The sequence below is a fragment of the Streptomyces sp. GL_148 genome, assembly GCF_057834205.1.
This window is the reverse complement of record NZ_CM174396.1, coordinates 544307-570675: the sequence shown is the minus strand read 5'-3', so window position 1 is coordinate 570675 and position 26369 is coordinate 544307. Positions and strand designations below refer to the sequence as shown.

General features: G+C 70.4%; 22 protein-coding genes and 1 pseudogene. 8 read left to right on the top strand and 15 right to left on the bottom strand.

Annotated elements, in window-relative coordinates:
- Positions 1-22: 22 nt before the first annotated feature.
- The 3 genes and pseudogenes from AC3IYI_RS02620 to AC3IYI_RS02610 form a co-directional block, all read left to right on the top strand.
- On the top strand, positions 23-469 hold the full coding sequence (locus AC3IYI_RS02620) for a DUF2267 domain-containing protein (RefSeq protein ID WP_489408654.1): 447 nt from the start codon (positions 23-25) through the stop codon (positions 467-469).
- A 906-nt stretch (positions 470-1375) separates the two neighbouring features.
- Positions 1376-1726, top strand: coding sequence for a MerR family transcriptional regulator (locus tag AC3IYI_RS02615; RefSeq protein ID WP_489408653.1), 351 nt, complete (start codon positions 1376-1378; stop codon positions 1724-1726).
- A 430-nt stretch (positions 1727-2156) separates the two neighbouring features.
- Positions 2157-2636 (top strand): annotated as a pseudogene (locus tag AC3IYI_RS02610) (enolase C-terminal domain-like protein); the annotation flags it as partial.
- 57 nt (positions 2637-2693) lie between these two features.
- Here AC3IYI_RS02610 and AC3IYI_RS02605 read toward each other — a convergent pair.
- Together AC3IYI_RS02605 and AC3IYI_RS02600 are read right to left on the bottom strand one after the other, a co-directional pair.
- The gene (locus AC3IYI_RS02605; RefSeq protein ID WP_489408652.1) at positions 2694-4313 is read right to left on the bottom strand and encodes a glycoside hydrolase family 53 protein; all 1620 of its coding nucleotides are present in this window, start codon (positions 4311-4313) and stop codon (positions 2694-2696) included.
- A gap of 98 nt (positions 4314-4411) precedes the next feature.
- Positions 4412-6433 carry a beta-galactosidase gene (locus AC3IYI_RS02600; protein WP_489408651.1) on the bottom strand — a complete coding sequence of 674 codons (2022 nt, stop codon included), beginning with the start codon at positions 6431-6433 and terminating at the stop codon, positions 4412-4414.
- 205 nt (positions 6434-6638) lie between these two features.
- Here AC3IYI_RS02600 and AC3IYI_RS02595 point away from each other — a divergent pair, with 205 nt between their 5' ends.
- The 4 genes from AC3IYI_RS02595 to AC3IYI_RS02580 are packed head-to-tail and all read left to right on the top strand — an operon-like array spanning position 6639 to position 10876.
- Complete coding sequence (locus AC3IYI_RS02595; RefSeq protein ID WP_489408650.1) at positions 6639-7970, top strand: ABC transporter substrate-binding protein; 1332 nt, start codon at positions 6639-6641, stop codon at positions 7968-7970.
- The gene (locus tag AC3IYI_RS02590) at positions 7967-8899 is read left to right on the top strand and encodes a carbohydrate ABC transporter permease (protein WP_489408649.1); all 933 of its coding nucleotides are present in this window, start codon (positions 7967-7969) and stop codon (positions 8897-8899) included. The genes AC3IYI_RS02595 and AC3IYI_RS02590 overlap by 4 nt, the downstream gene beginning before the upstream one ends.
- On the top strand, positions 8896-9822 hold the full coding sequence (locus AC3IYI_RS02585; protein WP_489408648.1) for a carbohydrate ABC transporter permease: 927 nt from the start codon (positions 8896-8898) through the stop codon (positions 9820-9822). Before AC3IYI_RS02590 ends, AC3IYI_RS02585 begins: the two co-directional genes overlap by 4 nt.
- A gap of 28 nt (positions 9823-9850) precedes the next feature.
- The gene (locus AC3IYI_RS02580) at positions 9851-10876 is read left to right on the top strand and encodes a LacI family DNA-binding transcriptional regulator (RefSeq protein WP_489408647.1); all 1026 of its coding nucleotides are present in this window, start codon (positions 9851-9853) and stop codon (positions 10874-10876) included.
- A 16-nt stretch (positions 10877-10892) separates the two neighbouring features.
- Here the strand turns inward: AC3IYI_RS02580 and AC3IYI_RS02575 are convergent, their stop codons facing one another.
- The 13 genes from AC3IYI_RS02575 to AC3IYI_RS02515 all read right to left on the bottom strand — a co-directional run bounded on the left by AC3IYI_RS02575 (position 10893) and on the right by AC3IYI_RS02515 (position 24801).
- Positions 10893-12017: a right-handed parallel beta-helix repeat-containing protein gene (locus AC3IYI_RS02575; protein WP_489408646.1), complete on the bottom strand. Its 1125-nt coding sequence runs from the start codon at positions 12015-12017 to the stop codon at positions 10893-10895.
- A gap of 22 nt (positions 12018-12039) precedes the next feature.
- The gene (locus AC3IYI_RS02570; RefSeq protein WP_489408645.1) at positions 12040-13176 is read right to left on the bottom strand and encodes a pectinesterase family protein; all 1137 of its coding nucleotides are present in this window, start codon (positions 13174-13176) and stop codon (positions 12040-12042) included.
- Positions 13177-13234: 58 nt separating this feature from the next.
- Entirely contained in the window at positions 13235-14521 is a 1287-nt protein-coding gene (locus AC3IYI_RS02565; protein ID WP_489408644.1) for a pectate lyase family protein, read from the bottom strand.
- 2 nt (positions 14522-14523) lie between these two features.
- Positions 14524-15327: a rhamnogalacturonan acetylesterase gene (locus tag AC3IYI_RS02560; protein ID WP_489408643.1), complete on the bottom strand. Its 804-nt coding sequence runs from the start codon at positions 15325-15327 to the stop codon at positions 14524-14526.
- Complete coding sequence (locus tag AC3IYI_RS02555) at positions 15324-16664, bottom strand: ABC transporter substrate-binding protein (protein WP_489408642.1); 1341 nt, start codon at positions 16662-16664, stop codon at positions 15324-15326. Before AC3IYI_RS02555 ends, AC3IYI_RS02560 begins: the two co-directional genes overlap by 4 nt.
- Before the next feature lie 97 nt (positions 16665-16761).
- Positions 16762-17613 carry a DUF6807 domain-containing protein gene (locus AC3IYI_RS02550; protein WP_489408641.1) on the bottom strand — a complete coding sequence of 284 codons (852 nt, stop codon included), beginning with the start codon at positions 17611-17613 and terminating at the stop codon, positions 16762-16764.
- Positions 17610-18785, bottom strand: a complete 1176-nt coding sequence (locus tag AC3IYI_RS02545) for a Gfo/Idh/MocA family protein (protein WP_489408640.1) — start codon at positions 18783-18785, stop codon at positions 17610-17612. Before AC3IYI_RS02545 ends, AC3IYI_RS02550 begins: the two co-directional genes overlap by 4 nt.
- Positions 18782-19657 (bottom strand): carbohydrate ABC transporter permease, encoded by an 876-nt coding sequence (locus tag AC3IYI_RS02540; protein WP_489411853.1) that lies wholly within the window; start codon positions 19655-19657, stop codon positions 18782-18784. Before AC3IYI_RS02540 ends, AC3IYI_RS02545 begins: the two co-directional genes overlap by 4 nt.
- Positions 19606-20511, bottom strand: coding sequence for a carbohydrate ABC transporter permease (locus AC3IYI_RS02535; RefSeq protein ID WP_489408639.1), 906 nt, complete (start codon positions 20509-20511; stop codon positions 19606-19608). Before AC3IYI_RS02535 ends, AC3IYI_RS02540 begins: the two co-directional genes overlap by 52 nt.
- 58 nt (positions 20512-20569) lie before the next feature.
- The gene (gene araD, locus AC3IYI_RS02530; RefSeq protein ID WP_489408638.1) at positions 20570-22300 is read right to left on the bottom strand and encodes an L-arabinonate dehydratase; all 1731 of its coding nucleotides are present in this window, start codon (positions 22298-22300) and stop codon (positions 20570-20572) included.
- On the bottom strand, positions 22288-23190 hold the full coding sequence (locus tag AC3IYI_RS02525) for a dihydrodipicolinate synthase family protein (RefSeq protein WP_489408637.1): 903 nt from the start codon (positions 23188-23190) through the stop codon (positions 22288-22290). Before AC3IYI_RS02525 ends, araD begins: the two co-directional genes overlap by 13 nt.
- A 2-nt stretch (positions 23191-23192) precedes the next feature.
- Positions 23193-23843 (bottom strand): GntR family transcriptional regulator, encoded by a 651-nt coding sequence (locus tag AC3IYI_RS02520; protein ID WP_489408636.1) that lies wholly within the window; start codon positions 23841-23843, stop codon positions 23193-23195.
- 133 nt (positions 23844-23976) lie between these two features.
- Positions 23977-24801, bottom strand: coding sequence for an NAD-dependent epimerase/dehydratase family protein (locus AC3IYI_RS02515; RefSeq protein WP_489408635.1), 825 nt, complete (start codon positions 24799-24801; stop codon positions 23977-23979).
- A 178-nt stretch (positions 24802-24979) separates the two neighbouring features.
- Here AC3IYI_RS02515 and AC3IYI_RS02510 point away from each other — a divergent pair, with 178 nt between their 5' ends.
- Complete coding sequence (locus AC3IYI_RS02510; RefSeq protein ID WP_489408634.1) at positions 24980-26155, top strand: hypothetical protein; 1176 nt, start codon at positions 24980-24982, stop codon at positions 26153-26155.
- Positions 26156-26369 lie beyond the last annotated feature (214 nt).

Here is a 26369-nt window from a genome sequence, read left to right as displayed (position 1 = left end):
GACGAGAAAGGCATCCGCAGCCATGTACGACCAGCTTCGAGCGAACCCGCACCCGACGGTCATGACGTTCGACCAGATGCTGGAACGTGTTCGCTACGAAGGCGTCTACCCCACCCGCGAACGCGCCGCGGAAGTCCTCCGGACCGTCCTCGCCGCCCTCGGCCGGCAGATCACCGGCGACGAGCGCGTCGACCTCGCACACTGCCTGCCCGTCGAAGCCGCGCTCACCTTGACCGCCCAGATCCCCGACACCGAACACCTCACCGGGTGGGGCTTCGTCAAGGACCTGGCCGCATGCACCGGCGCCACCCCCGCCACCGTCCGCTGGAACGTCGGCGCCGTCCTCACCGTCGTCGGCCGCCTCGCCGGCCCTTACCTCCTCGCCCGCATCCTGCGCCGGCTTCCCGGCGGCTACGCGCTCCTCTTCGGCCAGGCCGAGCTGCGTCAGCCGCAGTCCACCGCCGCTTGACCGGTTGATCGGCCGGGGGCTGCGGCCCAGGTCAGTGCTTGAAGGTGTCCTTGTCCTTGATCTTTTCCCTCGCGTCGCGGGCATGCCACCGAGCCATCCCGCCGGCTGCGATTTCCTCCTTGCGGGGCACCCAGATTCCTCATCGAGGCGGTCACGGAAATCTATGCTCGCCGAAGTAGACATTGGGCTGTGGTCTGGTTATGGTTTCTCTCGTAGCCCAGAGAGACCGAAGAGCCTGGCAGAGACGAACTGCCGGGCAGCAGTACCCGAAGTACCTGTAGGTGCAGTTCAGTAGTGCGGTGCGGTCGTGGAGTGCTGAAGCCACAGCTTGTGCAGGATGGTGACGGGACTGACGGCCGGACCGGGTGGCCCGCAGTGATCAGGGGCCGCCGCGAGCAAATCGCAGTTGACGCAGGTGGAAGTGCCCAGCAGTGAAGTTCAGTGAGAGCGGTACCTCGGTGAAGGCGTCGGCTGCGGGCGCGCGCACCGGGAGGTTCGGCAGTGGGGTTCCAAGCCAGAGCAGACGCACGATGGGCAACGGGGCTGGCTGCCGGAGAGCGGCGCTATGACAGGCCGCTGAGCAGTTCGCATGACCCAGCCGTAGCTGTAGGTGCAGTACGCAGTACCCGTAAAAGATTGGTCCCAGAGGGAAGAACGGAGGAGCCGAGCACCATCAGGATCGCCCGGGCAGAAGCGTTGAGCCCGGGTACCGCAGGACATCGATAGTGAGGTGGTCTCCGGTCAAGCAACCGCGATCCCCGCAGGCCCGACAGCATTCCGGTCGGGCACGCGGACACAGAAGGCCGGCGCACGATCAGGGCCGGCAGATGGTGTAGCAATTCCTTCGGGGCCCTGGTGCCAATAGGCGCCAGGGCCCCTCCACGCGTTTCCGTAGAAGAGGTACACATGACAGCAGAAGATCCGACCGGTCCCCTCGGCGGCCACCTGGACGACGACGACTTCCCCGCCTACACCATGGGCCGGGCCGCAGAGATGCTCGGCACCACCCAGGGCTTCCTCCGCGCCATCGGCGAAGCCCGACTCATCACCCCGCTCCGCTCCGCCGGCGGCCACCGCCGCTACTCCCGATACCAACTGCGCGTTGCCGCCCGTGCGCGGGAGCTAGTGGACCAGGGCACCCCCATCGAATCCGCCTGCAGGATCGTGATCCTCGAGGATCAGCTCGAAGAAGCCCAGCGCATCAACGAGCAGTACCGGCGTGCCGCCGAGTCGGCGAGCTCCCGTCTTTCCGGCTGAGGCGGACGCTCCCGTCTTTCCGGCTGAGACGGACGCACCCGCAGGGGGCAGTCGGCGTCACCGTGGGCGGCCGGTTCCTGGACCTGGACGACCCGGACCGCTTCGTCTGGCTACGCAGCGGCCGGCGCGACCATGATCGACTCGGACGACGTGCTCCTACCCATGGCCTTCGCCGACCACTCCGAGCAGCACCTGCGCCCCGCTCTGGCCGCCGCCGGGACCCCCGCGCAGGCGGTGCACCTCTCCGAGCACGCGGAGAACACCTCCCCGCGCTGCCGGTCCCGGACCGGCGAGGACGCCCTGCTCTGGTTCACGGCCGGGCAGGCGCCGCGCCTGCCGGACCTCTCGCTCCCACTGAAGTCGGCTCCGCAGCAGCTCCGACTGAAGCCCGTTCGGGGTCCTGGGGCGGGACCGCCTGTCGGAGGGCGACATCGTCCGCTCCACCAGCATCCCCATCGCCACCGGCGAACGCCTCTACTCCCGCTGGGACTTCAAGAAGGTCCTCACGCAGGGGATCGCCGTGGCCCAGCCGGACCTCTCGCATGCCGGCGGGATCTCGGAGGTCCGCCGGATCGCGGCCATGGCCGAGGCGTACGACGTCTCCCTCGCCCCGCACTGTCCGCTGGGCCCGATCGCACTCGCCTCCTGCCTCCAGGTCGGCTTCGCCGCGCCCAACCTGCTGATCCAGGAGCAGAGCCTCGGCATCCACTACAACACCGGCTCCGACCTCCTCGACTACCTCGTGGACCCCGCGGTCTTCCGCTACGAGGACGGGCACGTCGCCCTGCCGATGGGCCCGGGTCTCGGCATCGAGGTCGACGAGAAGGCGGTCGAGCGGGCAGCCGAGACCGGCCACCGCTGGCGCAACCCGGCCTGGCGCCGCGACGACGGCTCCCTCGCCGAGTGGTAGGAGAACGGCGGGCGGGGGCGGGCTCACAAGAGCCCGCCCCCGCCCGCGTGTGAGGGATCAGCGGTGCGAGAGCCAGCCCGCGGCCGGCAGCAGCCTGCTGTCGTAGTCGAACAGGGCCTGGTTCTCCCAGCCGTTGCCGGAGGCGGGATCGGCCGGGTCCCACCCGTTGCCGGCTACGGCCGTCCAGGCCGGCTCCCAGTAGACGACACCGAGGCCACGGCCGTTCGGCACCGCCTCGACGACGTTCATCACGTCCCGCAGCCAGGCGGACTGCCCGGCCGCGCTCGCCGGATAGCCGGTGACCAGCTCGGCCGTGGTGTCGATGATGTTCTCGTGGGCGTCCTCGCTGTCCAGCCGGAAGGGATAGGCGGTCTCGACGACCAGCACCTTCTTGCCGTAACGGGCCGATACGTCGTCCAGGTTGGCCTGGAGCGAGGAGAGTGCGCCGTGCCAGTACCCATAGAAGGACAGTGCGATCACGTCGTAACTCACGCCCTGCGCCGCCGCGTTGTCGAACCACCAGCGGTACAGGGAGTTGTCGCCGCCGTGCGCGAGATGGAGCGCGACCTGAGTGGAGGAGGAGACCGCCTTGGCCGCCGAGGCGCCTGACTTCAGCAGCCCCGCGAGCTGCGCCCAGTTGTCGGTCGACCCCTCGGGCCAGAGCATGCCGGTGTTGGTCTCGTTGCCGATCTGCACCATGTCGGCGGTGGTGCCCTGCGCCTTCAGGGCGTTCAGAACGTCGTACGTGTGCTGGTAGACGTCCGTCGTGAGCTGGGAGTACGAGTGCCCGGACCAGGCGGCGGGCTTGGTCTGGGCGCCGGGATCGGCCCAGATGTCGGAGTAGTGGAAGTCGACGAGGAGCTTCATGCCCTGCGCCTTGATCCGCTTGGCCGTCGCGAGGACGCGGGCCTTGTCGTTGTAGCCGTCGGCCGGGTTCACCCACACCTTGAGCCGGCCGTAGTTGGCGCCGGCGGACTTCAAGATCGTCAGGGCGTCACCGGCGGCGCCGCCGCTGGTGCGGTAGACGCCGCCGAGGTCCTCGCTCTTCTTCAGGGAGGAGACGTCGACTCCCTTGACCGCGAGCCCGGTTGAGCCAGCGGTGAAGGTCAGATCGTCGACGTTGAGCCAATTGCCCGCCTTCGCGTCCGAGTTGACGCTGACCGTGCACTGGCCGCCGGTCACCGTCACCGAGGTCACGAGTCGTATCCAGGCCCCGTTGGAGGTGGACGGCAGATCGGTGCGCTGCTCGGCGGACCCGCAGTTGCGCAGGGCGAGGTAGGCGGAGTTCTGGCCCCCGCCGGAGCGCACCCAGGCACTGAGCGTGTAACTGCCGACGGCCAGTCCGGACAGGTACTGGTAGGTCTCCACTTTGTACGCGGACGAGGACCAGTGGGTGAGCCGGTATCCGCCGCTGTGGCCGCCGGACTCGGTGAAGGAGGCGGCCGTCTGGCCGGTCGCCGAGTACGCGGTCCAGCCGGCCGGAGTGGCGGTGCCGGCGCCGTCGGCCTCGAAGCCGGTATTGGCCAGCGTGGTTGCCGCCTGCGCCGGGTGCGCGGGCAGCGGGGTCAGGAGCAGAGCGCCGAGCGCGGCGACGGCGGCGGTTCGCGGCCACGCACCTCTGAGCAGGTTCAGCCCTCTCAGCAGGTTCCGCAGGGGGGTGCTTCGTACAGGGTGCATCGTCGATGTCCCTTCGACGGGCGGCGGATGGGATGGGTGGTGCGGGTGTGACCCGGGGGCGGCCGCCGGGCCGCCCCCGGGGATTCATGGGGACGCCGTCAGGCGTCCAGTCGCACGACCCGGACCGCACCGGCCGGGACGGCGAGCTTCCCGTGCACCGGCGCACCGCCGAGGAGCTCGGTTCCGGAGCCCTCCAGCGGCACCTCGGCCTCCTGGCCGGAGTGGTTGAGGGCGAAGAGGTACCGGCCGCCGTCCCCGGAGCGCAGTACGACCTCCACGTCACGGGGGAGCGCGTCGCGCGCGCCGATTCCCGCGTCCTCGCAGGCGGCGGCGACGATCGTGTCCAGCGCGGCCGCGTCGAGCCGGGTGGAGACGTACCAGGCGGTGCCCCGGCCCAGCCGGTGGCGGGTGACGGCGGGCCCGCCGGCGGCCGGTCCGTCGGTGTAGGTCCACACCGTCTCGGCCCCGCGGGGCACGACGAACTCGGTCCACACGTCGGCGGTGAGCGAGGCGCCGTCCGGCCCGCCGATCCGTACGGTCTGGTCGTCGAGCAGCGGTGACCACTCCTCGACGGTCAGCCCGAGGACCTCGCGCAGCGCGCCCGGGTAGGGCCCGGGGTGCACGGCGTCGTGCTCGTCGACGATCCCGGAGAAGTACGAGACGACGAGTGTGCCGCCGGCCTCGACGTACGCGCGCAGGTTCCGCCCGGCGGCCTCGGTGGCGAGGTAGAGCGCGGGGACGACCACCAGCGGGTAGGCCGACAGATCGGTCTCGGGGTGGGCGAAGTCGACCGTGAGGTGGCGGTCGTACAGCGTCTCGTAGAAGCTGTCGGCACGCTCGCGGGCCTCGTGGGCCTCGCTCGGGCGCCACTCCAGGCTCTGCGCCCACCAGGAGTGCCAGTCCCACACCATGGCGACGTCCGCAACCGTGCGGGTGCCGCGTACGGAGGCCAGTGAGTCGACGTCGGCGCCCAGGCGGACCACCTCGCGCCAGACGCGGGTGTCGGTGCCCCCGTGCGGAAGCATCGAGGAGTGGAACTTCTCCGCGCCGCGCCGGGACTGGCGCCACTGGAAGAACATCGCGCCCTCTGAACCCCGGGCCACGTGGGCGAGCGCGTTGCGGGCCATCTCGCCGGGGCGCTTGGCCGGGTTGCGCGGCTGCCAGTTCACTCCGGACGTGGAGTGCTCGAGCAGCAGCCAGGGCGCACCGCCCGCGACCGAGCGGGTGAGGTCGGCGGCCATGGCCAGATTGACGTGGGTGCGCCGACCGTCGGTGATCAGGTAGTGGTCGTTGGTGACGAGGTCGACCTCGCGGCCCCAGGCCCAGTAGTCGATGGAGTCGCACTGGCTGAGCGCGGTCATGAAGTTGGTGGTGACGGGGATGCCGGGCGAGAGCCGGTGCAGGATGTCCCGCTCCATCCGGAAGTTCTCGCGCAGGGTGGCGTCGGTGAAGCGGCGGTAGTCGAGCTGCTGCGCCGGGTTGGCGACGGTGGGCGTGGCGCGCGGCGGGTCGATCTGCTCGTACGCGGTGTAGCGCTGGCCCCAGAACGCGGTGCCCCAGGCCTCGTTGACCGCATCGAGGGATCCGTGCGCGCCCTCGAGCCAGCGGCGGAAATGAGCGGCGCAGCCGTCGCAGTAGCAGGCGCTGACGGGGACTCCGTACTCGTTGTGCACGTGCCAGAGCGCGAGCGCGGGGTGGCTGCCGTAGCGGCCGGCGAGCTCGGTGGTGATGCGGGCGGCGGCCTCGCGGTAGGCGGGGGAGCTGTGGCAGATCGCGCCGCGCGACCCGAAGGAGTACCGCACGCCCTTGCGGCTGACCGGCAGCGCCTCGGGGTGGGCGCGGTAGAACCAGGCGGGAGGCGCCACGGTGGGCGTGGCCAGATCGACCCGGATGCCGTGCTCGTGCAGCAGGTCGAGGAGCCGGTCGAGCCAGCCGAAGTCGTACCGGCCGGGCTCGGGCTCCAGCAGGGCCCAGGAGAAGATCCCGACGCTCACCAGGGTGACGCCGGCCTCGCGCATCAGCCGGACGTCCTCCTGCCAGACGCTTTCCGGCCACTGCTCGGGGTTGTAGTCCCCGCCGAAGGCGAGCCGGTGCAGGCCCTTCGGAGTGGTCTGCGGCATGGGTCTCTCCTGGGTGTTCGAGCTTGAAAGTTCCACCGGACTGGGAACGTTCACACATCCGGTCTCAATGCGGCAACGCAAGATAACCGCACTCGATCAACCATTGACAAGTGTCCGGGGCGTTTCTCTACTGTGAACGCTCACAGACGCATGGTCGGCCTTCCCTTCCGAGGGTGAGGCCCTTTCGGTCAGGGAGAAGTACCCCATGCCCCACACGACGTACCGCGGAGTTTCGGCCGCCCTCGCCGTCCTCCTCGGCGCCACCGCACTCACCGCCTGCGGATCCTCCGGCTCCGACTCCGGCTCCGGAGGCAAGGACGGCGCCGCGGCCGGGTCCGGCCCGGTCGCGCTCACCTACTGGGCCTGGGCGCCCAACATGGACAAGGTGGCCGCGCTCTGGAACCAGAAGCACCCGGAGGTCCAGGTCACGGTCCAGAAGCAGGCTTCCGGCGACGACCTGGTCACCAAGATCATCACCGCGGCCAAGGCGCACCAGGCTCCCGACCTGGTCCAGGCCGAGTACCAGGCACTGCCGACCCTCGTCAGCAACGACGCCCTCGCCGACATATCCAAGGAGGTCGCCGGCGCCAAGGAGGCCTTCGCCCCCGGTCTCTGGCAGCAGACCACGCTGGGCAGCGACGCCGTATACGCCGTACCCCAGGACTCCGGGCCGCTCATGTTCTTCTACCGGACCGACCTGTTCCAGGAGTACGGCCTGAAGGTGCCCACCACATGGGACGAGTTCGCCACCACCGCCAGGGCCCTCAAGGCCAAGGCCCCCGACAAGGCGCTGACCACCTTCTCCTCCAACGACTCCGGGCTCTTCGCCGGTCTCGCCCAGCAGGCCGGCGCCCAGTGGTGGACCACCGAGGGCAAGAAGTGGAAGGTCGGCATCGACGACGCGGCCACCAAGAAGGTCGCCGACTTCTGGGGCGGCCTGGTCGCGGACGGCGCCGTGGACAACCAGCCGATGTACACCCCCGCCTGGAACAAGGCCCTGAACACCGGCACACAGATCGGCTGGGTCAGCGCCGTCTGGGCCCCGGGCGTGCTGACCACCGCCGCGCCCGACACCAAGGGCAAGTGGGCCATGGCCCCGCTGCCCCAGTGGGACACCTCCAAGCCCGCCACCGGCAGCTGGGGCGGATCCACCACGGCCGTCACCACCGACTCCCAGCACAAGGCCGCCGCGGCGAAGTTCGCGACCTGGCTGAACACCGACCCGCAGGCGCTGGCCGCGCTGGTCAAGGAGAGCGGCATCTACCCGGCGGCCACCGCCGCGCAGACCGGCGGGGCGCTCGCCCAGGCCCCGGAGTTCTTCGCCGGCCAGAGCGACTTCTACACGAAGGCCGCGGAGATCGCGAAGACCACCGCCCCCGCAGCCTGGGGCCCCAACGTGAACGTGGCCTACACCTCCTTCAAGGACGAGTTCGGCAAGGCCGCCAAGGCCAAGTCGGGCTTCGGCGCGGCCCTGACCGCCATGCAGGGTGCCACCGTCGCCGACCTGAAGAAGCAGGGCTTCGAGGTCGCCCAGTGACGCAGCCCACCACGGGCGTGCGCCAGTCGTACGGGGTCAAGGCGGCCCCGTACGGCTTCCTCCTTCCGGCAGCCGTCCTGTTCGCCCTCTTCTTCGCGCTGCCCATCGGCTACGCGATCCGGCTCAGCTTCCACAAGATCGAGGTCAAGGGCCTCGGTCTGGGCAAGGGAGCCCGGAGCGAGGTCTGGGCCGGCCTGGAGAACTACACCGCGGCCCTGACCGACGCCGAGCTCGGCCACAGCGCCCTGCGGATCCTCGGCTACGGCGCGATCGTCGTCCCCCTCATGCTGGGCCTGGCCCTGCTGTTCGCGCTGCTGCTCGACTCCGAGCGGGTGCGGGCCCGCTCCTTCTCCCGGCTCGCGATCTTCCTGCCCTACGCGGTCCCCGGGGTCATCGCCGCCCTGATGTGGGGCTTCCTGTACCTGCCGGACGTCAGCCCCTTCTTCTACGTGCTCGACGCCGTCGGCCTGCCGCAGCCGGACCTGATGGACGGTGGACCGTTGTACCTGGCGATGTCGAACATCGCCGTCTGGGGCGGCACCGGATTCAACATGATCGTGATCTACACCGCGCTGCGGTCCCTTCCCGCGGAGGTGTACGAGGCGGCCAAGCTCGACGGCTGCTCGGAACTCCAGACCGCCCTGCGCATCAAGATCCCGATGGTGGCGCCCTCGCTGGTGCTGACCTTCTTCTTCTCGATCATCGCCACGCTCCAGGTCTTCAACGAGCCGACCACGCTCAGGCCGCTCACCAACGGCATCCCCACCACCTGGAGCCCCCTGATGAAGGTCTACAACGACGCCTTCACCGGCGGGAACATCCACGCGGCGTCGGCCACCGCCGTGGTCCTCGCCGCCGCGACCTTCCTGCTGTCCTTCGGCCTGCTCAAGGCCTCCAACCGCCGTACGAAGCAAGGAGCAACCCGATGACCGGGCTCGCCTCCCCGGCGCGCACGCGCAAGGCAGCCCCGGCTGCCGCCACCACCCCCGGCACCTCCCAGGGGCCGCCGCGCCCGCCCCGCCCGCCCCGCACCGCCCTGCTGCCGACGGCCGCCCTGGCCCTCGGCGCGCTCTACTGCCTGCTGCCCATCGCCTGGGTCCTGGTGGCCTCCACCAAGTCGGGCGCGGACCTCTTCGCCACGTTCACCTTCCTGCCCGGCGACTCCCTGGGAGCCAACGTCGCGGACCTGAACGCGTACCGCGACGGCCTCTACTGGCGGTGGATGGGCAACTCGGTCTTCTACGCGGGGCTGGGCGCCGTCCTGTCCACGACGGTGTCGGCGCTCGCCGGCTACGGCCTCGCCGTCTACCGCTTCCGCGGCCGCGAGACGTTCTTCAACCTGATCCTGACGGGCGTACTGATGCCCCCGGTGATCCTCGCGATTCCCCAGTACCTGCTGATGGCCGAGGCAGGCCTGACGGACACCTACCTCTCCGTCCTGCTGCCGCTGGTCCTCTCGCCGTACGGCGTCTACCTCGGCCGGATCTACGCCGAGGCCGCCATCCCGATGGAGCTCGTGGAGGCGGGACGGATGGACGGCGCGAGCGAATGGCGGATCTTCCTGAGGATCGCGGTCCCGATGATGTCCCCCGGTCTGGTCACGATCTTCCTCTTCCAGTTCGTGGCCATCTGGAACAACTTCCTGCTGCCCTTCATCATGCTGGGCGACGACGAGAAGTTCCCCGTGACCGTCGGCCTGTTCACCCTGCTGAAGCAGGGCGCGGGCCAGCCCGCGCTCTACACCCTGGTGATCACCGGCGCGCTCCTCGCGATCGTCCCGCTCATCGCCCTCTTCCTGCTCATCCAGCGGTTCTGGAGCCTCGACCTGCTCTCCGGCGCCGTAAAGTCCTGACACACTGGGGATCGAGGGGAATCACAGCATGAGCACAGCAGCGAACAGGCGTCGCCCGACGACGATCCACGACGTGGCACGCGAGGCCGGAGTCTCGCGCGGCACCGTCTCCCGTGTCCTGAACGGCGGGCACTACGTGAGCCCCGCCGCGAAGGCGGCCGTCGACGCCGCGATCCGCAGAACGGGCTACGTCGTCAACCGGCACGCCCGCTCGCTGATCACCGGCAAGTCCGGTTCCGTGGCCTTCCTGCTGACCGAGCCGCAGGAGCGCTTCTTCGAAGACCCCAACTTCAACGTGCTGCTGCGGGCCTGCACCCAGGCGCTCGCCGCCCAGGACATCCCGCTGCTGCTGATGATCGCGGGCACCGAGGACGAGCGCCGGCGCAACCTCCGGTACATCGAAGCCGGCCACGTCGACGGCGTCCTCCTGGTCTCCAGCCACGCCGGCGATCCCGTCGTAGCCCACCTGCACGAGGCCGGCGTACCCGTCGTCGCCTGCGGCAAGGTCCTCGGCCAGACCGCCAAGATCGGCTACGTCGCCGCCGACGACCGTGACGGCGCCCGCGACATGGTGCGCCACCTGTACGAGACGGGCCGCCGCCGGATCGCCACCGTCACCGGCCCCCGCGATACCCCCGGCGGTGTGGAACGCCTCGCGGGCTACCGGGAGACACTGGCCGAATACGGCCTGCCCGTCGACGACGCGCTGATCGTCACCGGCGACTACAGCCGCGCGAGCGGCGAGGTGGCGGCGCGCCTGCTCCTGGAACGCTCCCCGGACCTCGACGCCGTCTTCGTGGCCTCGGACCTGATGGCCCAGGGCGTCCTCGACACCCTGGCCCGGGCCGGCCGCCGCGTGCCCGAGGACATCGCCGTGGGAGGCTTCGACGACTCCCCGGCAGCGGTTTCCTCCCGGCCCCCGCTCACGACGATCCGCCAGCCCTGGGACCGGATCAGCACCGAGATGGTACGGATGCTCCTCGCCCGCATAGCGGGAGAGGAGCCGGCCGCGGTCATCCTGCCCACGGAGCTCGTACGCCGCGAATCGGCATAGCCGCTGCCGTCCGCCGTCAGTTCATGGTGGAGCCGATCGTCGTGGAACCGGTCGTCAGGAAGATGGTCGCCGGGAGCGAGCCGTCCGCCTTCCTGGCGCCGTACGCGGTGGTGGCGTCCCTGCTGACAAAGGCCGGGGTCGCGATTCCGGAGTCCCAGTTGTTGGCCGCCGAGACGACCGAGGAGCCCCGCTTGGCGAGCCCCGAGCCGTTGTCCACGGCCAGGTTCCGGGCCAGCCGGGCCGCCCCGGTCGCGAAGTAGTAGCCCCACTTCCCGTTGGCGTAGGCGGTCGTACGGTTGAGGACGATGGCGCCCTTGTTGCTGTTCTCGGTGAAGCCGTTGCCGGCGTTGTCCCACGCCGCGGAGTTGTTGACGACATGGGCGACGACCTCGCCGTCGCCGCCCAGCTTGTAGCCGTTGCCGTCTCCCGCGAAGGCGGAGTCCGACCAGCGGTTCTTGCCGTTTCCGTACGACCAGGTGTGTTCGATCGTCACGGGGCTGGACCAGGACCACAGGTCGATGCCGTCGTCGGAGTTGTTGAAGAGCCGCGCCCCGGTGATCAGGTTGCCGGTGCCCGAACCGAATTTGACCGCGACTCCGTCGGCGTTCTCACCGTGGTTGGCCGCATCGTAATGGCCGTAGGAATCAAGGTTCCTGACGACGTTGTTGTTCGTGTCGTTGCCGGTGAGCGTGAACCCTGAGTCGCCGCCGTTGATCGTCCTGATGCCCAGCCACTCGGTGCCGGTGCAGGAGGTGCAGACGACGGCGCTGTCGGGGGAGTTCTGGAACGTGATGCCGGAGACGGTCCAGTAGTCGGCGGTCAGTTTGAAGATCCAGGATCCGGCGGGCAGGTTCGAACCGTCGATCTTCACCGTCTCGGATCCGTAGGGCTGGAGCCGGATGCGGCTGCTCGCGGTGCCGTTGGCGGTGGACTGGAGGACGGCGGTGGGGTAGTAGATGCCGCCGCGGACCTGGATGACCGTGCCGGGCGTGGCGTTCTTGACCGCGGTGGTCAGTTCGGCCGAGGTGGCCACGACGACGGTGGCGGCATGGGCGGGCGCGGCCAGCACGCCGAGGCCGGCGGTGGTGGTGAGCAGGGCCACGGCAAGGAGAGCGCTGCGAAAGGTTGCGTTGCGAGACATGACGTGCGGGTCCTCTCGTAGGTCAGGAACAGGCGGGCACGGGACGCCAGTCGGCGAGGTAGTGATCCCGGGTGGCGAATTGGGCGTCCGGCGAGGTCAGTTGAGGGCGGTTCTGCGAGATCTGGCTCGCCGCGCCCGGACCGGTGTTGCGGTACTCCGCGAAGCGCTGGGCCTGCCACGGATGGGCGTCCCGCATGTTCGCGTACGGCTCGGCGGCGTCGATGCCCGGACCGAGCACGCTGTCGCGGACGACGAGGGACGGCCAGGCGGTCGGGTCCGAGCCTGGAACCCAGGGCCGGGCCAGCTTGTAGAAGCCGTCCGGCGCCTCGCTGGTGACCCGGCAGCGGACCGCCAGGAGACCGTACGGATTGACGCGGGCGGTCGAGGGGGCGAAGACGAAGCCGTACGGGGCGCCCGCCAGATCGGTGCGGAGCAGGGTGCGGAAGTGGCAGTGCTCGAACACCGCACGGGCCCGGCCGAAGACGAAGTCGACGTCGCCCTCGACGTAACAGTGCGCGAAGTACTGGTGGGCGACGGCCGCCAGTGTCATCGAGTCGGTGTAGAGGGTGTCCTGATGCCCGAGGAACCGGCAGTGGAAGAAGGCGGACCGGTCGCCCTGGACCTTGATCGCGACTGCCTGCGTGCCGGGATTCCCGGGCAGGTCGGTGCGCAGGAAATCGTTCGCGAAGGTGATCCACTGTGCGGTGAACCCGTCCGCCTGGACGGTTGTCGTCGCGGAGCCGGTCGTACCGTACGTGCCGCCGTCGGGCCGGACCGTACCGGCGGCGTTGTCGTACACGACGACGACGTCACGGGGGTCCTCGCTCGCGCCGATCCAGGTCATGGCGGTGCGGGCCGGGCTGACGGCGACGGTCTCCCGGTACGTGCCCGGTGCGAGGACCAGCGTCCAGCCGGGGCCGTCCGCCGCGTTCACCGCGGCCCGGACGGTGGTGTGGTCCCCGAGGCCACGCGGGTGGATGTACAGGGTGCGCTCGGTGAGCCGGGCGCCGGGCGAACCGAACCGCCCGAACGGGCCGGCCCCCACGATGGCGACAGCGGCGGCGGGACCGGCGGCCAGGGCGAGCGCGAACGCCGCTCCGGCGCCGGCGGTGAGCAGGGACCGGCGGCCGAGGACGGCTCGCGGGTGGTGCGAGGGCATGGGAGAGCTCCTTCGCTACGGAAAAGGGGGAGGCAAGGAGGGAGAGCGGGCCGGAAGGTCAGCGCAGGCGGCCCGCGCCCGCGCGGTGGCCGACGAGGCCGGGCACGGCCTGCGGCATGTCGACCCGGGTGCGCAGGGACGGCGTCCAGCCCGCGTCGGCGCGCAGGATCTCTTCGGGGAACTGGGCGTTGTGGACCGCGAGGAGGTCGAGCGGCGCACCGTTGACGAGGTTGCCCGCGGTGGTGACCGGGGCGTCCTTCCACTTCTTGAGGATCTTTCCGGGCTGGACGCCCCCGGCGAGCGTGAAGGCGTTCTTCTCCGCGACGAGCTGGGACTCGATTCCGATGCCCAGGCTGTAGGAATAGTCCGAACCGGGCACCAGGAAGTGGTTGTTGTACGCGTCGACCTTGCCGAAGCGGACCCGCGGCGCCCGCTCGACCACGTTCTTGAAGAGATTGTGGTGGAGGGTGGTGCGCAGCTTGCCGCGGTCGGTGGCGCCCGCGCTGTCGCTGTTGCCGATCATCAGGGTCTTGTCGTGGTCGGCGAAGACGTTCCAGGAGACCGTGACCAGGTCGGCGCCGCGCACGATGTCCAGCTCGCCGTCGTGCTGCTGGTAGGGCACCCCGTAGTACGAGGGCAGGGAACTGTCCGGGTGGGCCCCGTCGGTGAACGTGTTGTGGTCGATCCACACATGGGTGGAGCCGTACACGACCACGCTGTCGTACTCGGAGTTCCACGCCCCCGTCGCCCCGTCCGTCGGGTCCCACTGCGGGAAGCAGTCGAGCGGGCTCTCCACGGTCAGGTTGCGCACGATGACGTTGTCGGCGCCTTGGATCTGAAGGCTGCCGCCGGTGATGCCGGCGTTCCTGCCGACGCCGACGATCGTGGTGTTGGCGGGGACGTACGCCTTGACGGCCTTGCCCTGTGCCTTGGCGGAGGCGGCGCGCAGATCCTCCTGCTCCCCGCTGACCTCGGTGTCGTGTCCCCAGACCGCGGGGTCATAGGCGGCGAGGTACGCCTCGAAGTCGTACCCCGGGGCCTCGAAGGCCGCGCAGCCGGCGGCCGTGGCGCTCAGCGGGCCGACGACCTTGACGATCCGCGGCTCGGTGCCCGCGACCGCGAGCGCCGCGCGGAGCTCTTCCCAGGTGGTGACGGTGAAGACGCGGGAGGCAGCGGCGGCGCCGCCGCTGGTTCCCGTACCGTCCGAGGCCCAGCCGTCACCAGCCGGAAGAACCTGCCGGGCCGGGTCGGGCGCGGCCGGCCCGGCGTGCGCGGCGGAGGTGGAACCGGTGGCTCCAAGGACGAGGGCGGCGGCGCCCACCGCCCATACCCGTGTGTGTCGCATGTTCAGCTCTCCTCGGAATCGGGCCAGGTGATCCATTGCGCGGGGACTTCCTCGTCGAGGCGCCGTGTGTCGCCCGGTGCGAGCGCGAGGGTGTCCAGGAGTCCGGTGGCGACCAGCCGGGCCACGGCGATCGCACCCGGCGGGTTGAAGTGGGTGTTGTCCTGTTCGGTCGCCGTCCAGTTGAAGTACGTCTTCGTGGTCTGCGGGCCGAGCTCCTGCCAAAGGGCCAGGGACTGCTCCTGGACGTCGATGACGGCGACGCCCTCCTCGCCGGCCACCTGCCGCACAGCGGCCGGATACTCCCCGTGGGTGCGCAGAGCGGTGCCGTCGGCATCGAACCTGCGGCGCTCGACGGAGGTGGCGAGGACCGGCAGGGCTCCGCAGGCGCGCGCGCCGTCGACGAACCGGCACAGGTTGTCCTGATAGGTGGTCCAGGGCTCGGTGTAGCGCGTGGGGTCCGTGGCCTTCTGATCGTTGTGGCCGAACTGGATCAGCAGGAGGTCACCGGGCCGGATCACGTCCAGGATCGCGGTCAGCCGGCCCTCGTCGATGAAGCTCTTGGTGCTGCGGCCGTTGACCGCGTGGTTGGCGACCGTCACGTCCCTGTGCAGGAAGAAGGGCAGGGCCATGCCCCACCCGGTCTCCGGGGCGGCATCGGCGTACTTCTGCGCTGCCGTGGAGTCGCCCGCGACGTAGAGGGTTCGCACGTGCCTGTCTCCCCGGGGTACGGCCGCGGCGGGGCGCGCGGCCAGGGCGAGCGCGAGCCCTGCCCCGGCCGCGACCGCCCGACGGCGGGTGAGGGTCACTTCTTCTGCGCTTTCCACTCGGCCTGCGCCGTGTTCAGCTGCTCGGCGAGGCTGTCGAGGAACTCCTTCGACGTGGACTTGCCGAGCAGGACCTTCTGGAAGGCGGGCTCGTTGTCGGCCTTGGAGATGGTGTTCCAGTCGGGCAGGTAGTACGGCAGCTGCACGATCGTGGCCTTGCCGCTGAAGAGGGCCTCGGCGGCGAGCTTGGTGGGCTCGGCCTTCTGGATCCAGGGGTCCTGGGCCGCCTCGGTGTTGGCCGGGATCGCGCCCGCAGACTCGTTCCACTTGCTGTTGGAGGCGTGCGAGGCGGCGAACTCGATGAACTTCCAGGCCGCCGCCTTGTTCTTGCTCGACGAGAACAGGGCGAGACCGTCGACCGGGTGGGAGACCTGCACTCGGGTGCCGTCGTCGGTGGTCGGGTTGGGGACGCCGCGGAACTTCTCCGTACCGAGCGCCTTCACATGGTCCTTGTACGAGCCCAGGTTGTGGCTCACCATGCCGATCTCGCCGCTGTCCCACTGGGCGACCATCTTGGTGAAGTCGTTGTTGACGTCGGCGGCCGGGGTGTTGTTCTTGAACAGCCCCACGTACTTCTCCAACGCGGCCACGTTCTTGGGGTCGTTGACCGTGGTCTTGTCGCCGTCCCAGAAGTCGGTGACCCCGCTCTGGCCGTACATGGCGTCCAGCGCCTGGGCGATGGAGCCCGCGCCGCCGCGGATGGTGTAGCCGAACTTGTTCTCGTCCCTGCGGGTCAGCTTCTCGGCCGCCGCGTAGAACGCGGACCAGGTGTCGGGCGCCTGCAGGCCGGCCGCCGCGAACAGGTCGGTGCGGTAGTAGAGGACACCGTTGCTGGCGGACGTGGGAACGGTGAAGAGCTTGTCCTTGCCCCCCGCCGACTTCACGCTCTCGACCATGCCCGCGTTGAGCTTGCCCTTGAGCGCGCTGGAGTCGACGCGGGCGTCGAGCGGCTCCAGGGCGTTCTGCACGGCGATCCCGGCGAGCATCGCCGCTCCGACGCCGCCGACATCGGGCAGGCCGCCGCCCTGGATGGCCGTGTCGTACTTGGACTGCACCTCCGTCGAGGCGATCCCGACGTAGTTCACCTTGATCTCGGGATTCTGCTTCTCGAAGTCCTGGATGATCGCCTTCCAGACGTCGGTGCGGACACCGCCGTTGTTGTCCCAGAAGGTGATCTGTCCCTTGCCCGGACCCTCGCCGCCCTTGTCGCCCGCGGCGCCGCTGCCGTCGTCTCCGCAGGCGGTGACGGTCAGGGCGAGCACGGTGGTCAGGGCGAGGGCGCAGACGGCTCTGCGCCGCCCGTGACGGAAACTGGTCATCGTCGGCTCTCTTCTCTCAGGTTCTGTCGGGAATCTGGTGGGGTGGTGGGGGAGCACGCGGTGCGGGAGCCCGTGGGGAGCCCGTGGGGGAGCACGGTCAGGGGTGACGTGCCGCGACGGCTTCGCGCACCAGCGCCGCGGCCTCAGCCCGCCCCGGACGGCCGTCGGCCACCACGGTGACCACCCGCCGTACGACGCTCGCTCCGGTCGCGACGGTCAGGCGCCGGTCAGCGGCGAGGGAGGAACCCACGCCCGGATATTCGGCGGCGCGCAGGAACCACGGGTCGCGCCGGGTCTCCTCGGTCGCGCCGGCGAAGACGAGGGTCCAGCCCCGGCCGGCCAGCGCGACCCAGTCGGCACGGGAGCCGTGCACGGCCTCCTCGCCATCGGCGTCCGCACTGAAGACGACCGGGGGCGCCGCCTCCCTGGGGGCGCGCCAGAAAAAGCCGCCGTAGGTCGCGCCGGGTCGTCCGTTGGTGGCCGGGCTGCCGATGGACAGGTTCCGGCCCGACACCTCGGTGAGCGCGAAGGTGAAGTCCAGGGCCCAGGCCGAGTCGCTCAGCGCCGCCGTGACGACGGTCCGACGCTCGCGCAGGAGCACCCGGTCCCCGGCCGTCCAGCTCAGTTCCTCCACGAACCCGTCCTGGTCGAGGCGGCTGAAGCCGTCGTGCCGCTGCACGCCGTGGTTGTCGAGCGCGGTCGGTCCCCAGTCGCGCACGAAGGTGCGTCCGCCCCAGAAGTTGTGGCCCGCCACATCGGGCACGGCCACGCCCGCGCCGAGGTGGTGCGGGTGGTCCCCGGGCATCAGCTCGGTGACGGGGACCCCCGCCAGCGTGGTGACCGGATGCAGGCAGGGCCGGGGGGAGCGGTCCCGCGCCGGGTCCGCGTCGCCGGCCGTGTAGCGCGCGACGGGACGGCCTGCGCAGCGCAGGACGAGAGCCGCGTTCACCGGGTCCGCGCCTTGGTCGCCGGAGCCCAGGGAGCGCCCAGTTCCGAGTAGAGGCCGAGCGCGTGGGCGCTCCTGTCGACGAGTGCGTCGATCCCGTCGACGACCCGGCGCGGCGTGGTCGGGCCCGGCTCGGTGTGCCAGTACGCGTCCGGCAGTGCCACGGGGTCGGGCGCCAGCCGCACGGCCTCGACGACCCGCATGAACGCGCCGGTCTCCCCGGGCGGTACGCGCAGTGCCTCGCCGCCGGTCACGTGGCCGACGAGGTTCTGCAGGAGATCGGTCCGGCCGTGGACGGTCTCCTCCGGGCCGTGCCCCGCCCGCTGGAGCAGGACCCGGTCCTGCCGGTACCAGAGGGTGATGCGCCCCCGGCTGCCGTGGACCACCACGTACGGCTCCGAGTCCGTCTCGGCGCACAGGGTCACCGCGACGGTGAGCCGGAGGCCGGCCGGGGTCACGACGCGGACGCAGGAGGTGTCGTCGGCCTCGATGGCGTTGGCGCGCAGGAGCTCGGTCTCGACGGACTCGACGTCCTCGGCCCGAGTGCTGCCGGCGACGGCCAGGGTGGTGGCGACGGCGTGGGCCAGCGGGTTGGTCAGGGCCCCGTCGACGACGTCCGCACCGTCCAGGCGCCGGCGGCCGGCCCACGGCGCGCGTCGGAAGTACCCCTCGTCACGGATCCACGCGCCGGCCGCGCCGACGCCGAGGAGTTCGCCGATCTCACCCGCCCCGATGAGCTCCCTGATGGCCGGGATGGCGTGCGAGCCGAGGGACTGGAAGCCGATCTGGCAGGCCACGCCGGCCGCCGCCGCCGCGTCCGCGATCCGGCGGAACTCCGCGTACGAGGGTGCCGGCGGCTTCTCCAGGAGGAGGTGCGCGCCGTGGCGGGCGGCGGTCAGGGCCAGCTCGGTGTGCGTCTGGATCGGCGTACAGAGTACGGCGATCCGGGCCCCCGTGGAGGCCATCAGCGCGTCGAAGTCCGGGGACTGCTCCGGGCCCCCGAACCCGTCCAGCTCATCTGCGTCGAGCGGCCGCAGCTCGCAGACGCCGGCGAGGCGGACCAGACCGAGGCGTTCGAGCCGGCGGATGTTGATCAGGTGCGAACGGCCGTGGCCGCGGGCGCCCGCAAGGACCACGGGCAGGGGGGTGCGTGCGGTGCCGGAGGCGTTGCTCATCCCTTCACCGCCCCTGCGCTGAAACCGGTGACCAGCCACTTCTGGATGAAGGCGAACACGATCACGACGGGCACCGCCGCGATCACGCCCCCCGCGGCGAGGGCGCCCAGGTCGACGCTGTCCGCGCCCATGAGGGTGTTGAGGCCGACCGGGATGGTCTGCTTGTCCTGGCTGCTGAGGAACATCAGCGAGAAGAGGAAGTGGTTCCAGGCGTGGACGAAGGCGAAGGAGCCGACGGCGACCAGACCGGGCCGCAGCAGCGGCAGGACGACGACACGGAACGCGTTGAAGCGGTTGCAGCCGTCCACCCAGGCGGCCTCCTCCAGCGAGTACGGCACGTTCTTGATGAAGCCGCTGATGAGGATCATGGACAAGGGGAGCTGGAAGACCGTCTCCGCGATGATGACGCTGCCCAGCGAGTTGATCAACCGCAGACTGGCGAAGGTCTGGAACAGCGGTACGAGCAGCAGCGCTCCCGGGACGAACTGCGAGCACAGCAGGGCCAGCATGAAGCCCCTCTTGATCCGGAAGTCGAAGCGCGCCAGGGCGTAGCCGCCGGCGAGCGCGATCACCGTGGTCATCACCAGGGTCGCGAGGCCGATGAGCAGACTGTTCTGGAAGAAGGTGGCGAAGCCCCGCTCGGTCCACACCTTCTCGAAGTGCTCGGTGGTCATGGGCCACGGCACGAGGGAGGTGGAGCCCGCCGGCCGCAGAGCGAAGAGCAGGATCCAGTAGAAGGGGATCAGGGTGAAGAGAAGATAGATGCCGAGCGGCAAGTAGATCTGCCACCGGGGGACTTCGTCCCAAGCGCGTCGCCGTCTCACTTGCTGTCGCCTCCGAACTTGCTCAGGCGCAGATAGACCATCGAGCAGAAGAGAAGAATCACGAACGCCACCGTCGTGAGCGCGGAGGCGTATCCGAAGTTGTGTGCGTCGACACTGGTGTTGGCGATGTAGAGGGGCAGCGTGGTCGTCTCGCCCGCCGGGCCGCCGCCCGTGAGGGTGTAGAGCAGGTCCACGTTGTTGAACTCCCACACGGCCCGCAGCAGGGTGGACAGGACGATCGCGTCCCTGAGGTGCGGCAGCGTGATGTGGAGGAACTGCCGCAGCCGCCCGGCCCCGTCGACCTCGGCGGCCTCGTACAGGTCCTTCGGGACGGACTGGAGGTCGGCGAGGATGAGGATCGCGAAGAAGGGGACACCGCGCCACAGATCGGCGACGACCACCGCGGAGAAGACCGTGGAGGTGTCGGACAGCCAGGACGTGCCGTACTCGCCGATTCCCAGGTCCGCGAGGTAACGGGTGATGCCCGTCTGGGAGTTGTAGAGCAGCACCCAGATGGCTGACGTCAGCACTCCGGAGACCGCCCACGGGGAGAACACCAGCGCCCGGCCCAGGGCGCGGCCCGCGAACGTCTGGTTGACGATGAGCGCCAGGGCCAGGCCGAACAGGAGCTGCAGGCTCACCTCGACGGCGACCCACTTCGCGCTGAAGGTCAGCGTCCCCCAGAAGTGTGGATCGTCGGTGAAGATGCGCACGAAGTTGTCGAAGCCGGCGAAGCCGTTGCGCCAGGGCTTGGTGGGGTTGTAGTCCTGAAGGCTGTAGTAGAAGACGCTGAGCACGGGATAGGCGATGAATCCCAGCATCAGCAGCGCGGCGGGGGCGATCAGCAGGTACGGCAGTCGGCGGGGGGTGGCTCCCGTACGGCGGGTCACAGCTGAGGCCATGACGGTGGCTCCGTTCTCGGTGTTTCGGGCAGGCGGACGCGTCGGCCGCGCGAAGGAATCAGCCCGCGTAGGGATCGGGAGTCGCCCCGGGCCGGGCCAGGAACTCGAAGTCGCATCCCGTGTCGGCCTGGGTGATCTGCTCGGTGTAGAGCGCCCCGTAGCCGCGCTCGAAGCGGACCGGCGGCGGGGTCCACGCCTCGCGCCGACGTGCCAACTCGTCGTCGGTCAGGTGCAGATGAAGGGTGCGTGCCTCGACGTCGAGGGTGATGGTGTCGCCCGTGCGGACCAGGGCGAGCGGCCCGCCGACGTACGATTCGGGTGCGACGTGGAGCACGCACGCGCCGTAACTCGTGCCGCTCATCCGGGCGTCGGAGATCCGGACCATGTCCCGTACGCCCTGCTCCAGCAGGTACGTGGGGATCGGCAGCATCCCGTACTCCGGCATCCCCGGGCCGCCCTTCGGCCCGGCGCCCCGCAGTACGAGCACGTGAGCCGCGGTGATTCCGAGCTCCGGGTCGTCGATGGTCCGCTGCATGGTGCGGTAGTCGTCGAAGACCACCGCCGGGCCGGTGTGCTTCAGCAGGTGCGGTTCGGCGGCGATGTGCTTGATGACCGCGCCGTCCGGGCAGAGGTTCCCGCGCAGCACCGCGACCCCGCCTTCGGGTGCGAGTGGCCGTGCGCGTTCCCGGATCACCTCGTCGTTGTGCACGCGGGCGCCGTCGAGCTGCTCCCGCAGAGTGTCGTGGGAGACGGTCGGCCGGTCGAGGTGCAGCACGTCGGTGAGCCGGGAGAGGAACGCGGGCATGCCGCCGGCGAAGTGGAAGTCCTCCATGAGGAACCGCCCGCCGGGGCGGAGGTCGGCCAGCACCGGAACGGTCCGCGCGATGCGGTCGAAGTCGTCCAGAGTGAGCCGCACCCCCGAACGGCCGGCCATGGCGATCAGGTGGATGACCGCGTTCGTCGATCCGCCGAGCGCCAGGACGGCGGCGACCGCGTCTTCGTACGCCTCCGGGGTCAGGATCCGCGACAGCCGCAGGTCCTGCCGTACGAGCTCCACGATCCGCATCCCGGAGGCGGCGGCCATCCGGTCGTGCCCCGAGTCGACCGCCGGGATGGAGGACGCGCCCGGCACCGTGACGCCCAGGGTCTCGGCGGCGGCGGTGAGCGTGGAGGCCGTGCCCATCGTCATGCAGTGACCGGGGGAGCGGGCCAGCCCGCTCTCCAGCTCGGCCATTTCGCAGTCCCCGATCAGGCCCGCACGCTTGTCGTCCCAGTACTTCCACATGTCGGTGCCGGAACCGAGGGTCTCGCCCCGCCAGTGGCCCGGCAGCATCGGCCCGGCCGGCACGAAGACGGTCGGCAGGTCCACCGAGGCCGCGCCCATCAGCAGCGCCGGGGTGGACTTGTCGCAGCCGCCGAGGAGGACCGCGCCGTCGACCGGGTAGGAACGCAGCAGTTCCTCCGTCTCCATCGCGAGGAGGTTGCGGTAGAGCATCGGCGTCGGCTTCTGGAAGGTCTCGGAAAGGGTGGAGACCGGGAATTCGAGGGGGAAGCCACCGGCTTGCCACACGCCCCGCTTCACGGCCTGCGCGCGGTCGCGGAGGTGGACGTGACAGGGGTTGATGTCGGACCAGGTGTTGAGGATCGCCACCACCGGCTTGCCCAGGTGCTCCTCGGGGAGGTAGCCGAGCTGGCGGGTGCGGGCGCGGTGGCTGAACGAGCGCAGCCCCTCCGTGCCGTACCACTGGTGGCTGCGCAGTTCCTCGGGCCGCCTGCTCATGCCCGCCATCCGGCGGCTATCGCGGCGACCTCGGCGCGTGCGGACACGGGCAGTTCGCGGCTGGGCGGGCGGATGTCGCGCCGGCACAGACCGAGCGAGGCGAGGGCCTCCTTGACGACCGTGACGTTGTCGGCGCTGCCGTCGGCGGCCCGCAGCTCCTCGAAGCGGCGGATCCGTTCCCACACCTTCATCGCGGCCGGGTAGTCGCCGGCCCGCAGGGCCGACAGCATCTCCAGCGAGAGCGGCGGGCAGACGTTGACCAAGCCGGAGGTGAAGCCCGTCGCGCCGCTCGCGAAGTAGGAAGGGGCGTACGGTTCGGCGAGCCCCGCCACCCAGACGAACCGGTCGAGCCCCGCGTCACGGGCGAAGCCGGCGAACCGGGCCGCGTCCGGGACCGCGTACTTCACACCGACGACGTTCGGGCAGGCGTCGCCCAGCTCCGCGAGCCGGGCCCCGCTCAACTGCGGGTTGCGGATGTAGGGGACGACCCCGAGCTCGGGCACGGACTCGGCGATGGCCCGGTGGTAGTCGACCCAGCCGGCTTCGGAGACGTACGGATGTACTGGCTGATGCACCATCAGCATCTGTGCCCCGCAGGCGCGGGCGTGCCGGGCGGCCGCGATCGCCGTCGGCACGTCGTGGCCGACGCCGACCAGGACGGTGGCGCGCCCGCCCGCCTCGTCGATGGTCAACTCGGTGACCAGACGGCGCTCTTCGGGTGTGAGGGCGTAGAACTCGCCGGTGTTGCCATTCGGTGTGAGCGTGCGTACACCGGCCTCGATCAGGCGCCGCAGGAGAGTGCGGTGCGCTTCGGTGTCGAGCTCTCCCGACGCGGTGAAGGGTGTGACGGGGATGGCCACGACATCGGCGAGTGCGCTCTTCAGGGGCTCGAACGCCATGGTCACTCGCCGCCCCCGCCGTCCAGGGGGAAGGCGCGCTGGACGAAGGAGGCGATGTGCTTATGGACGGCCCGGCCGGCCCGCTCCGCCTCTCCCGCGGCGGCGAGCCGCAAGATCTCCTCGTGTTCGGCGGCCTCGTGCTCCCAGGAGGGGACGGCGGCCCAGGCGACGGTGGAGACGAGGGCGGCCTGGTCGCGGACCTCGTCGAGCATCCTGCCGAGCAGGGGATTGCCGCAGGGCAGGTAGAGCGCGCGGTGGAACTCGCGGTTGGCGAGCGAGCGTTCGGCCGGATCCTCGGCCCCGGCGGCCCGCGCCAGTGCCTCCCGGGCGGCCTCGAGCGGGGCGCGTGCGGCCACGGTGCGGCGGACCGCCTCGGGCTCCAGGAGTAGCCGTACGTCGTAGACCTCGCGGGCCATGTCGGCGTCGACCATGCGCACGGTGACCCCCTTGAACTGGCTCATCACCACGAGCCCGCTGCCGGCGAGGGTCTTGAGCGCCTCGCGCACCGGGGTCTTGGACACCCCGAAGCGCGAGGCGAGTTCGGTTTCGACCAGGGCCTGACCGGGGCTCAGGCCTCCGGTGAGGATGTCGTGCTTGATCGCCTCCAGGACGTACTGGGTGCGGGACGGGATGGGGCTGGGGGCGAAGGTCATGACGCACTCTCAGATCTCGTGTATCGCGTCTCATATATGACGTACGAAGTGCAATGACGAGAAGCTAAGCGGCAGTTGGTGTTTCGTCAATGCTTCGTGCACGAGTCGTGGAAAGCGCTTTCTGTTGGCCGTGTCAGTGCGGCCAGCGCGGCGGGTCGGTGCAGAAGCGGCCGCCCACGTACAGATCGTCGGGGTCGCCCTCGTCGGGAATCCCCAGCTCGGTGACGAGCCGCTCGGCGAACCGTTCTGAGTCGTCCTGCGGTTCGTAGCCGATCGCCCGGGCCGAGGAAAGGTCCCACCACAGCCGGGTGTTGGCGGAAGATCCGTACACGACGCTGTGTCCGACGTTCTCGGCGGTCAGCGCCGCGTGCAGGAGCCGAGCGCAGTCGGCGGGGCTCAGCCACAACGACAGCATCCGGACCGAGGTCGGCTCGGGGAAGCAGGAGCCGACCCGCACCGATACGGTCTCGATCCCGTGGCGGTCCCAGTAGAGCTGGGCCAGATCCTCGCCGAAGCACTTGGACAGGCCGTAGAAGCTGTCGGGCCGGCGCGGGGTGTCGACGGGGACCAGCGGGTCGTCCCCGCGGGGGCGGGGGGTGAAGCCGACGGCGTGGTTGCTGGAGGCGAAGACGACGCGGCGCACCCCCTCCTCGCGGGCGGCCTCGTAGAGGTGGTGCAGCCCGGTGACGTTGGCGGCCAGCACCTTCTCGAAGGTGGACTCCAGGGATATCCCGGCGAGATGAACGACCGCGTCGACGCCGTGGACGGCCTCCCGCAGTGCCTCGCGGTCGGCGAGATCGGCGACGATCGCGTCCGGTTCGCCGTCGACGGGTACCACGTCGAGCAGCCGGAGCCGGTAGCCGTAGCCGGGAAGCAGCTCCCGCATCAGGGTGCCGACGCCCCCGGCCGCGCCGGTGAGCAGAACGGTGTGGGGCGTACGCGTGTGTGAGGTCTCCATGCGGGAGAACGTAGTCACATACGTGAACGCGAGGAGGGGCGTTTCGAAAGATCGTCAACCGCGGGCGGCAGCTTGACGAGGTCACGAGCGAATGCCTACTGTTCGCAACGCTCATGGCCCTGGCCGGAGTTCACAGGTATGAACATGCCCGAATCCACGCACAGGCGGTGAGGTTCCGATGGTGACGGCGACCGGATACGCGTACCCCTGGGACTTCGCCGATGATCCCGCGGCCGCGGACCGGGCCCGTGAGGCCGGCGTGGAGACGGTGGCCGTCGCGGCGAACTACCACAGCACCCGCGCCGCCACCCCGCTCCACCCGCACCACCGACTGGTGGACGCCGAACACGCCGCCTGCTACCTCCCGGTCCGCCCCGCGGCCTGGCGGGGAATGAGGCTGGTGCCGCGCGTTCCCCGCTGGACCGCCCCCGACTCCTTCACCGTGGCGAGGAAGGCTCTCGTCGCGGCGGGGCTACGGGTCGCCGCATGGACCGTCCTCACCCACAACAGCGTGCTGGGGCGCGATAATCCGGACGTCGTACGGCGCAACGCCTTCGATGAGCCGTACCCCTACGCCCTGTGCCCGCAGGCGCCCCAGGTCGCCGACTACTGCGCGACCCTCGTGCACGAGGTCGCCCTGCTCGGCGAGGCCGACGGCCTGATCCTGGAGGCCGCCGGTCCGCTGGGAGTGGATCACGGCGGGCACCACGACAAGACCGAGTTCGCACAGTGGACCCCGGTCCAGCGGCAGCTGCTTTCACTGTGCTTCTGTGCCTCCTGCCGACGTGTCCAGCGGGCGTCGGGCCTCGACCCCGAACACCTCGCGGCCCAGGTCCGCGCGGCCATCGGGCCGTCGGCGCAGCCACCGAAGAGCCCCGAGGGTGCCCTCGGGGAGCAGACGGCCGCCGTGCTGCGCGAGTGCGCCGGCGCGTCCGCTTCCGCCCTGCACGCCCGCCTGGTCGCCGCCGCGCGTACCGCCGCGCCCGGCATCCGCATCACCGTGCACGGCTCCGCTTCCCCCTGGGCCACCGGGGCGTTCGCGCCACTCGGGCCGACCGTGACCGAGGGCATCGACGCGGTGGTCGCCAACTGCTGGCCGGCCGATTCCGGGTCCGAGTCCGGGCCCGGCGGAGGTCCGCTTGCCGCCCTCCGTGAGCTGGCGCCACCCGCCACCGCCGTCGGCGGCTACTTCCGTCCCGAGACCCTGCCCGCGGACGAGGAGGGCCTCGGCGCGCTGGCCGCCCGCCATGTGGCCGCGGGCCTCGGCGAGGCACACCTGTACCACCTGGGCCTGGTCCCGCGTGCGGGCCTCGACCGCTTGAGGGACCTCGTCGCCGCCCTGCGGAGCGCGTGAGGCCGCATCGGACCGGGCTCGCTCCCTGGTTGGGGCCAGCTCTCGAGGCAACTGCCGCCAAATGGCGGAGAGTTGCCCAGATACGCGAGTTGACGTGTGCATGACATCTACGTAAAGTAGTAAGCGCTTTCTATCTCTCATCGAGAGAAGCCGCATGCCATTTCCCGCGAAGGATCGCGGAGAAGCGCAAGGGCCCCTGACCGGCCTTGTTTGG

Bases quoted from the DNA above. Each gene is read 5' to 3' on its own strand.
- AC3IYI_RS02620 (WP_489408654.1), top strand. From the start codon at position 23: ATGTACGACCAGCTTCGAGCGAACCCGCACCCGACGGTCATGACGTTC.
- AC3IYI_RS02615 (WP_489408653.1), top strand. From the start codon at position 1,376: ATGACAGCAGAAGATCCGACCGGTCCCCTCGGCGGCCACCTGGACGAC.
- AC3IYI_RS02605 (WP_489408652.1), bottom strand. From the start codon at position 4,313: ATGCACCCTGTACGAAGCACCCCCCTGCGGAACCTGCTGAGAGGGCTG.
- AC3IYI_RS02600 (WP_489408651.1), bottom strand. From the start codon at position 6,433: ATGCCGCAGACCACTCCGAAGGGCCTGCACCGGCTCGCCTTCGGCGGG.
- AC3IYI_RS02595 (WP_489408650.1), top strand. From the start codon at position 6,639: ATGCCCCACACGACGTACCGCGGAGTTTCGGCCGCCCTCGCCGTCCTC.
- AC3IYI_RS02585 (WP_489408648.1), top strand. From the start codon at position 8,896: ATGACCGGGCTCGCCTCCCCGGCGCGCACGCGCAAGGCAGCCCCGGCT.
- AC3IYI_RS02580 (WP_489408647.1), top strand. From the start codon at position 9,851: ATGAGCACAGCAGCGAACAGGCGTCGCCCGACGACGATCCACGACGTG.
- AC3IYI_RS02575 (WP_489408646.1), bottom strand. From the start codon at position 12,017: ATGTCTCGCAACGCAACCTTTCGCAGCGCTCTCCTTGCCGTGGCCCTG.
- AC3IYI_RS02570 (WP_489408645.1), bottom strand. From the start codon at position 13,176: ATGCCCTCGCACCACCCGCGAGCCGTCCTCGGCCGCCGGTCCCTGCTC.
- AC3IYI_RS02565 (WP_489408644.1), bottom strand. From the start codon at position 14,521: ATGCGACACACACGGGTATGGGCGGTGGGCGCCGCCGCCCTCGTCCTT.
- AC3IYI_RS02555 (WP_489408642.1), bottom strand. From the start codon at position 16,664: ATGACCAGTTTCCGTCACGGGCGGCGCAGAGCCGTCTGCGCCCTCGCC.
- AC3IYI_RS02545 (WP_489408640.1), bottom strand. From the start codon at position 18,785: ATGAGCAACGCCTCCGGCACCGCACGCACCCCCCTGCCCGTGGTCCTT.
- AC3IYI_RS02535 (WP_489408639.1), bottom strand. From the start codon at position 20,511: ATGGCCTCAGCTGTGACCCGCCGTACGGGAGCCACCCCCCGCCGACTG.
- araD (WP_489408638.1), bottom strand. From the start codon at position 22,300: ATGGCGGGCATGAGCAGGCGGCCCGAGGAACTGCGCAGCCACCAGTGG.
- AC3IYI_RS02525 (WP_489408637.1), bottom strand. From the start codon at position 23,190: ATGGCGTTCGAGCCCCTGAAGAGCGCACTCGCCGATGTCGTGGCCATC.
- AC3IYI_RS02520 (WP_489408636.1), bottom strand. From the start codon at position 23,843: ATGACCTTCGCCCCCAGCCCCATCCCGTCCCGCACCCAGTACGTCCTG.
- AC3IYI_RS02515 (WP_489408635.1), bottom strand. From the start codon at position 24,801: ATGGAGACCTCACACACGCGTACGCCCCACACCGTTCTGCTCACCGGC.
- AC3IYI_RS02510 (WP_489408634.1), top strand. From the start codon at position 24,980: ATGGTGACGGCGACCGGATACGCGTACCCCTGGGACTTCGCCGATGAT.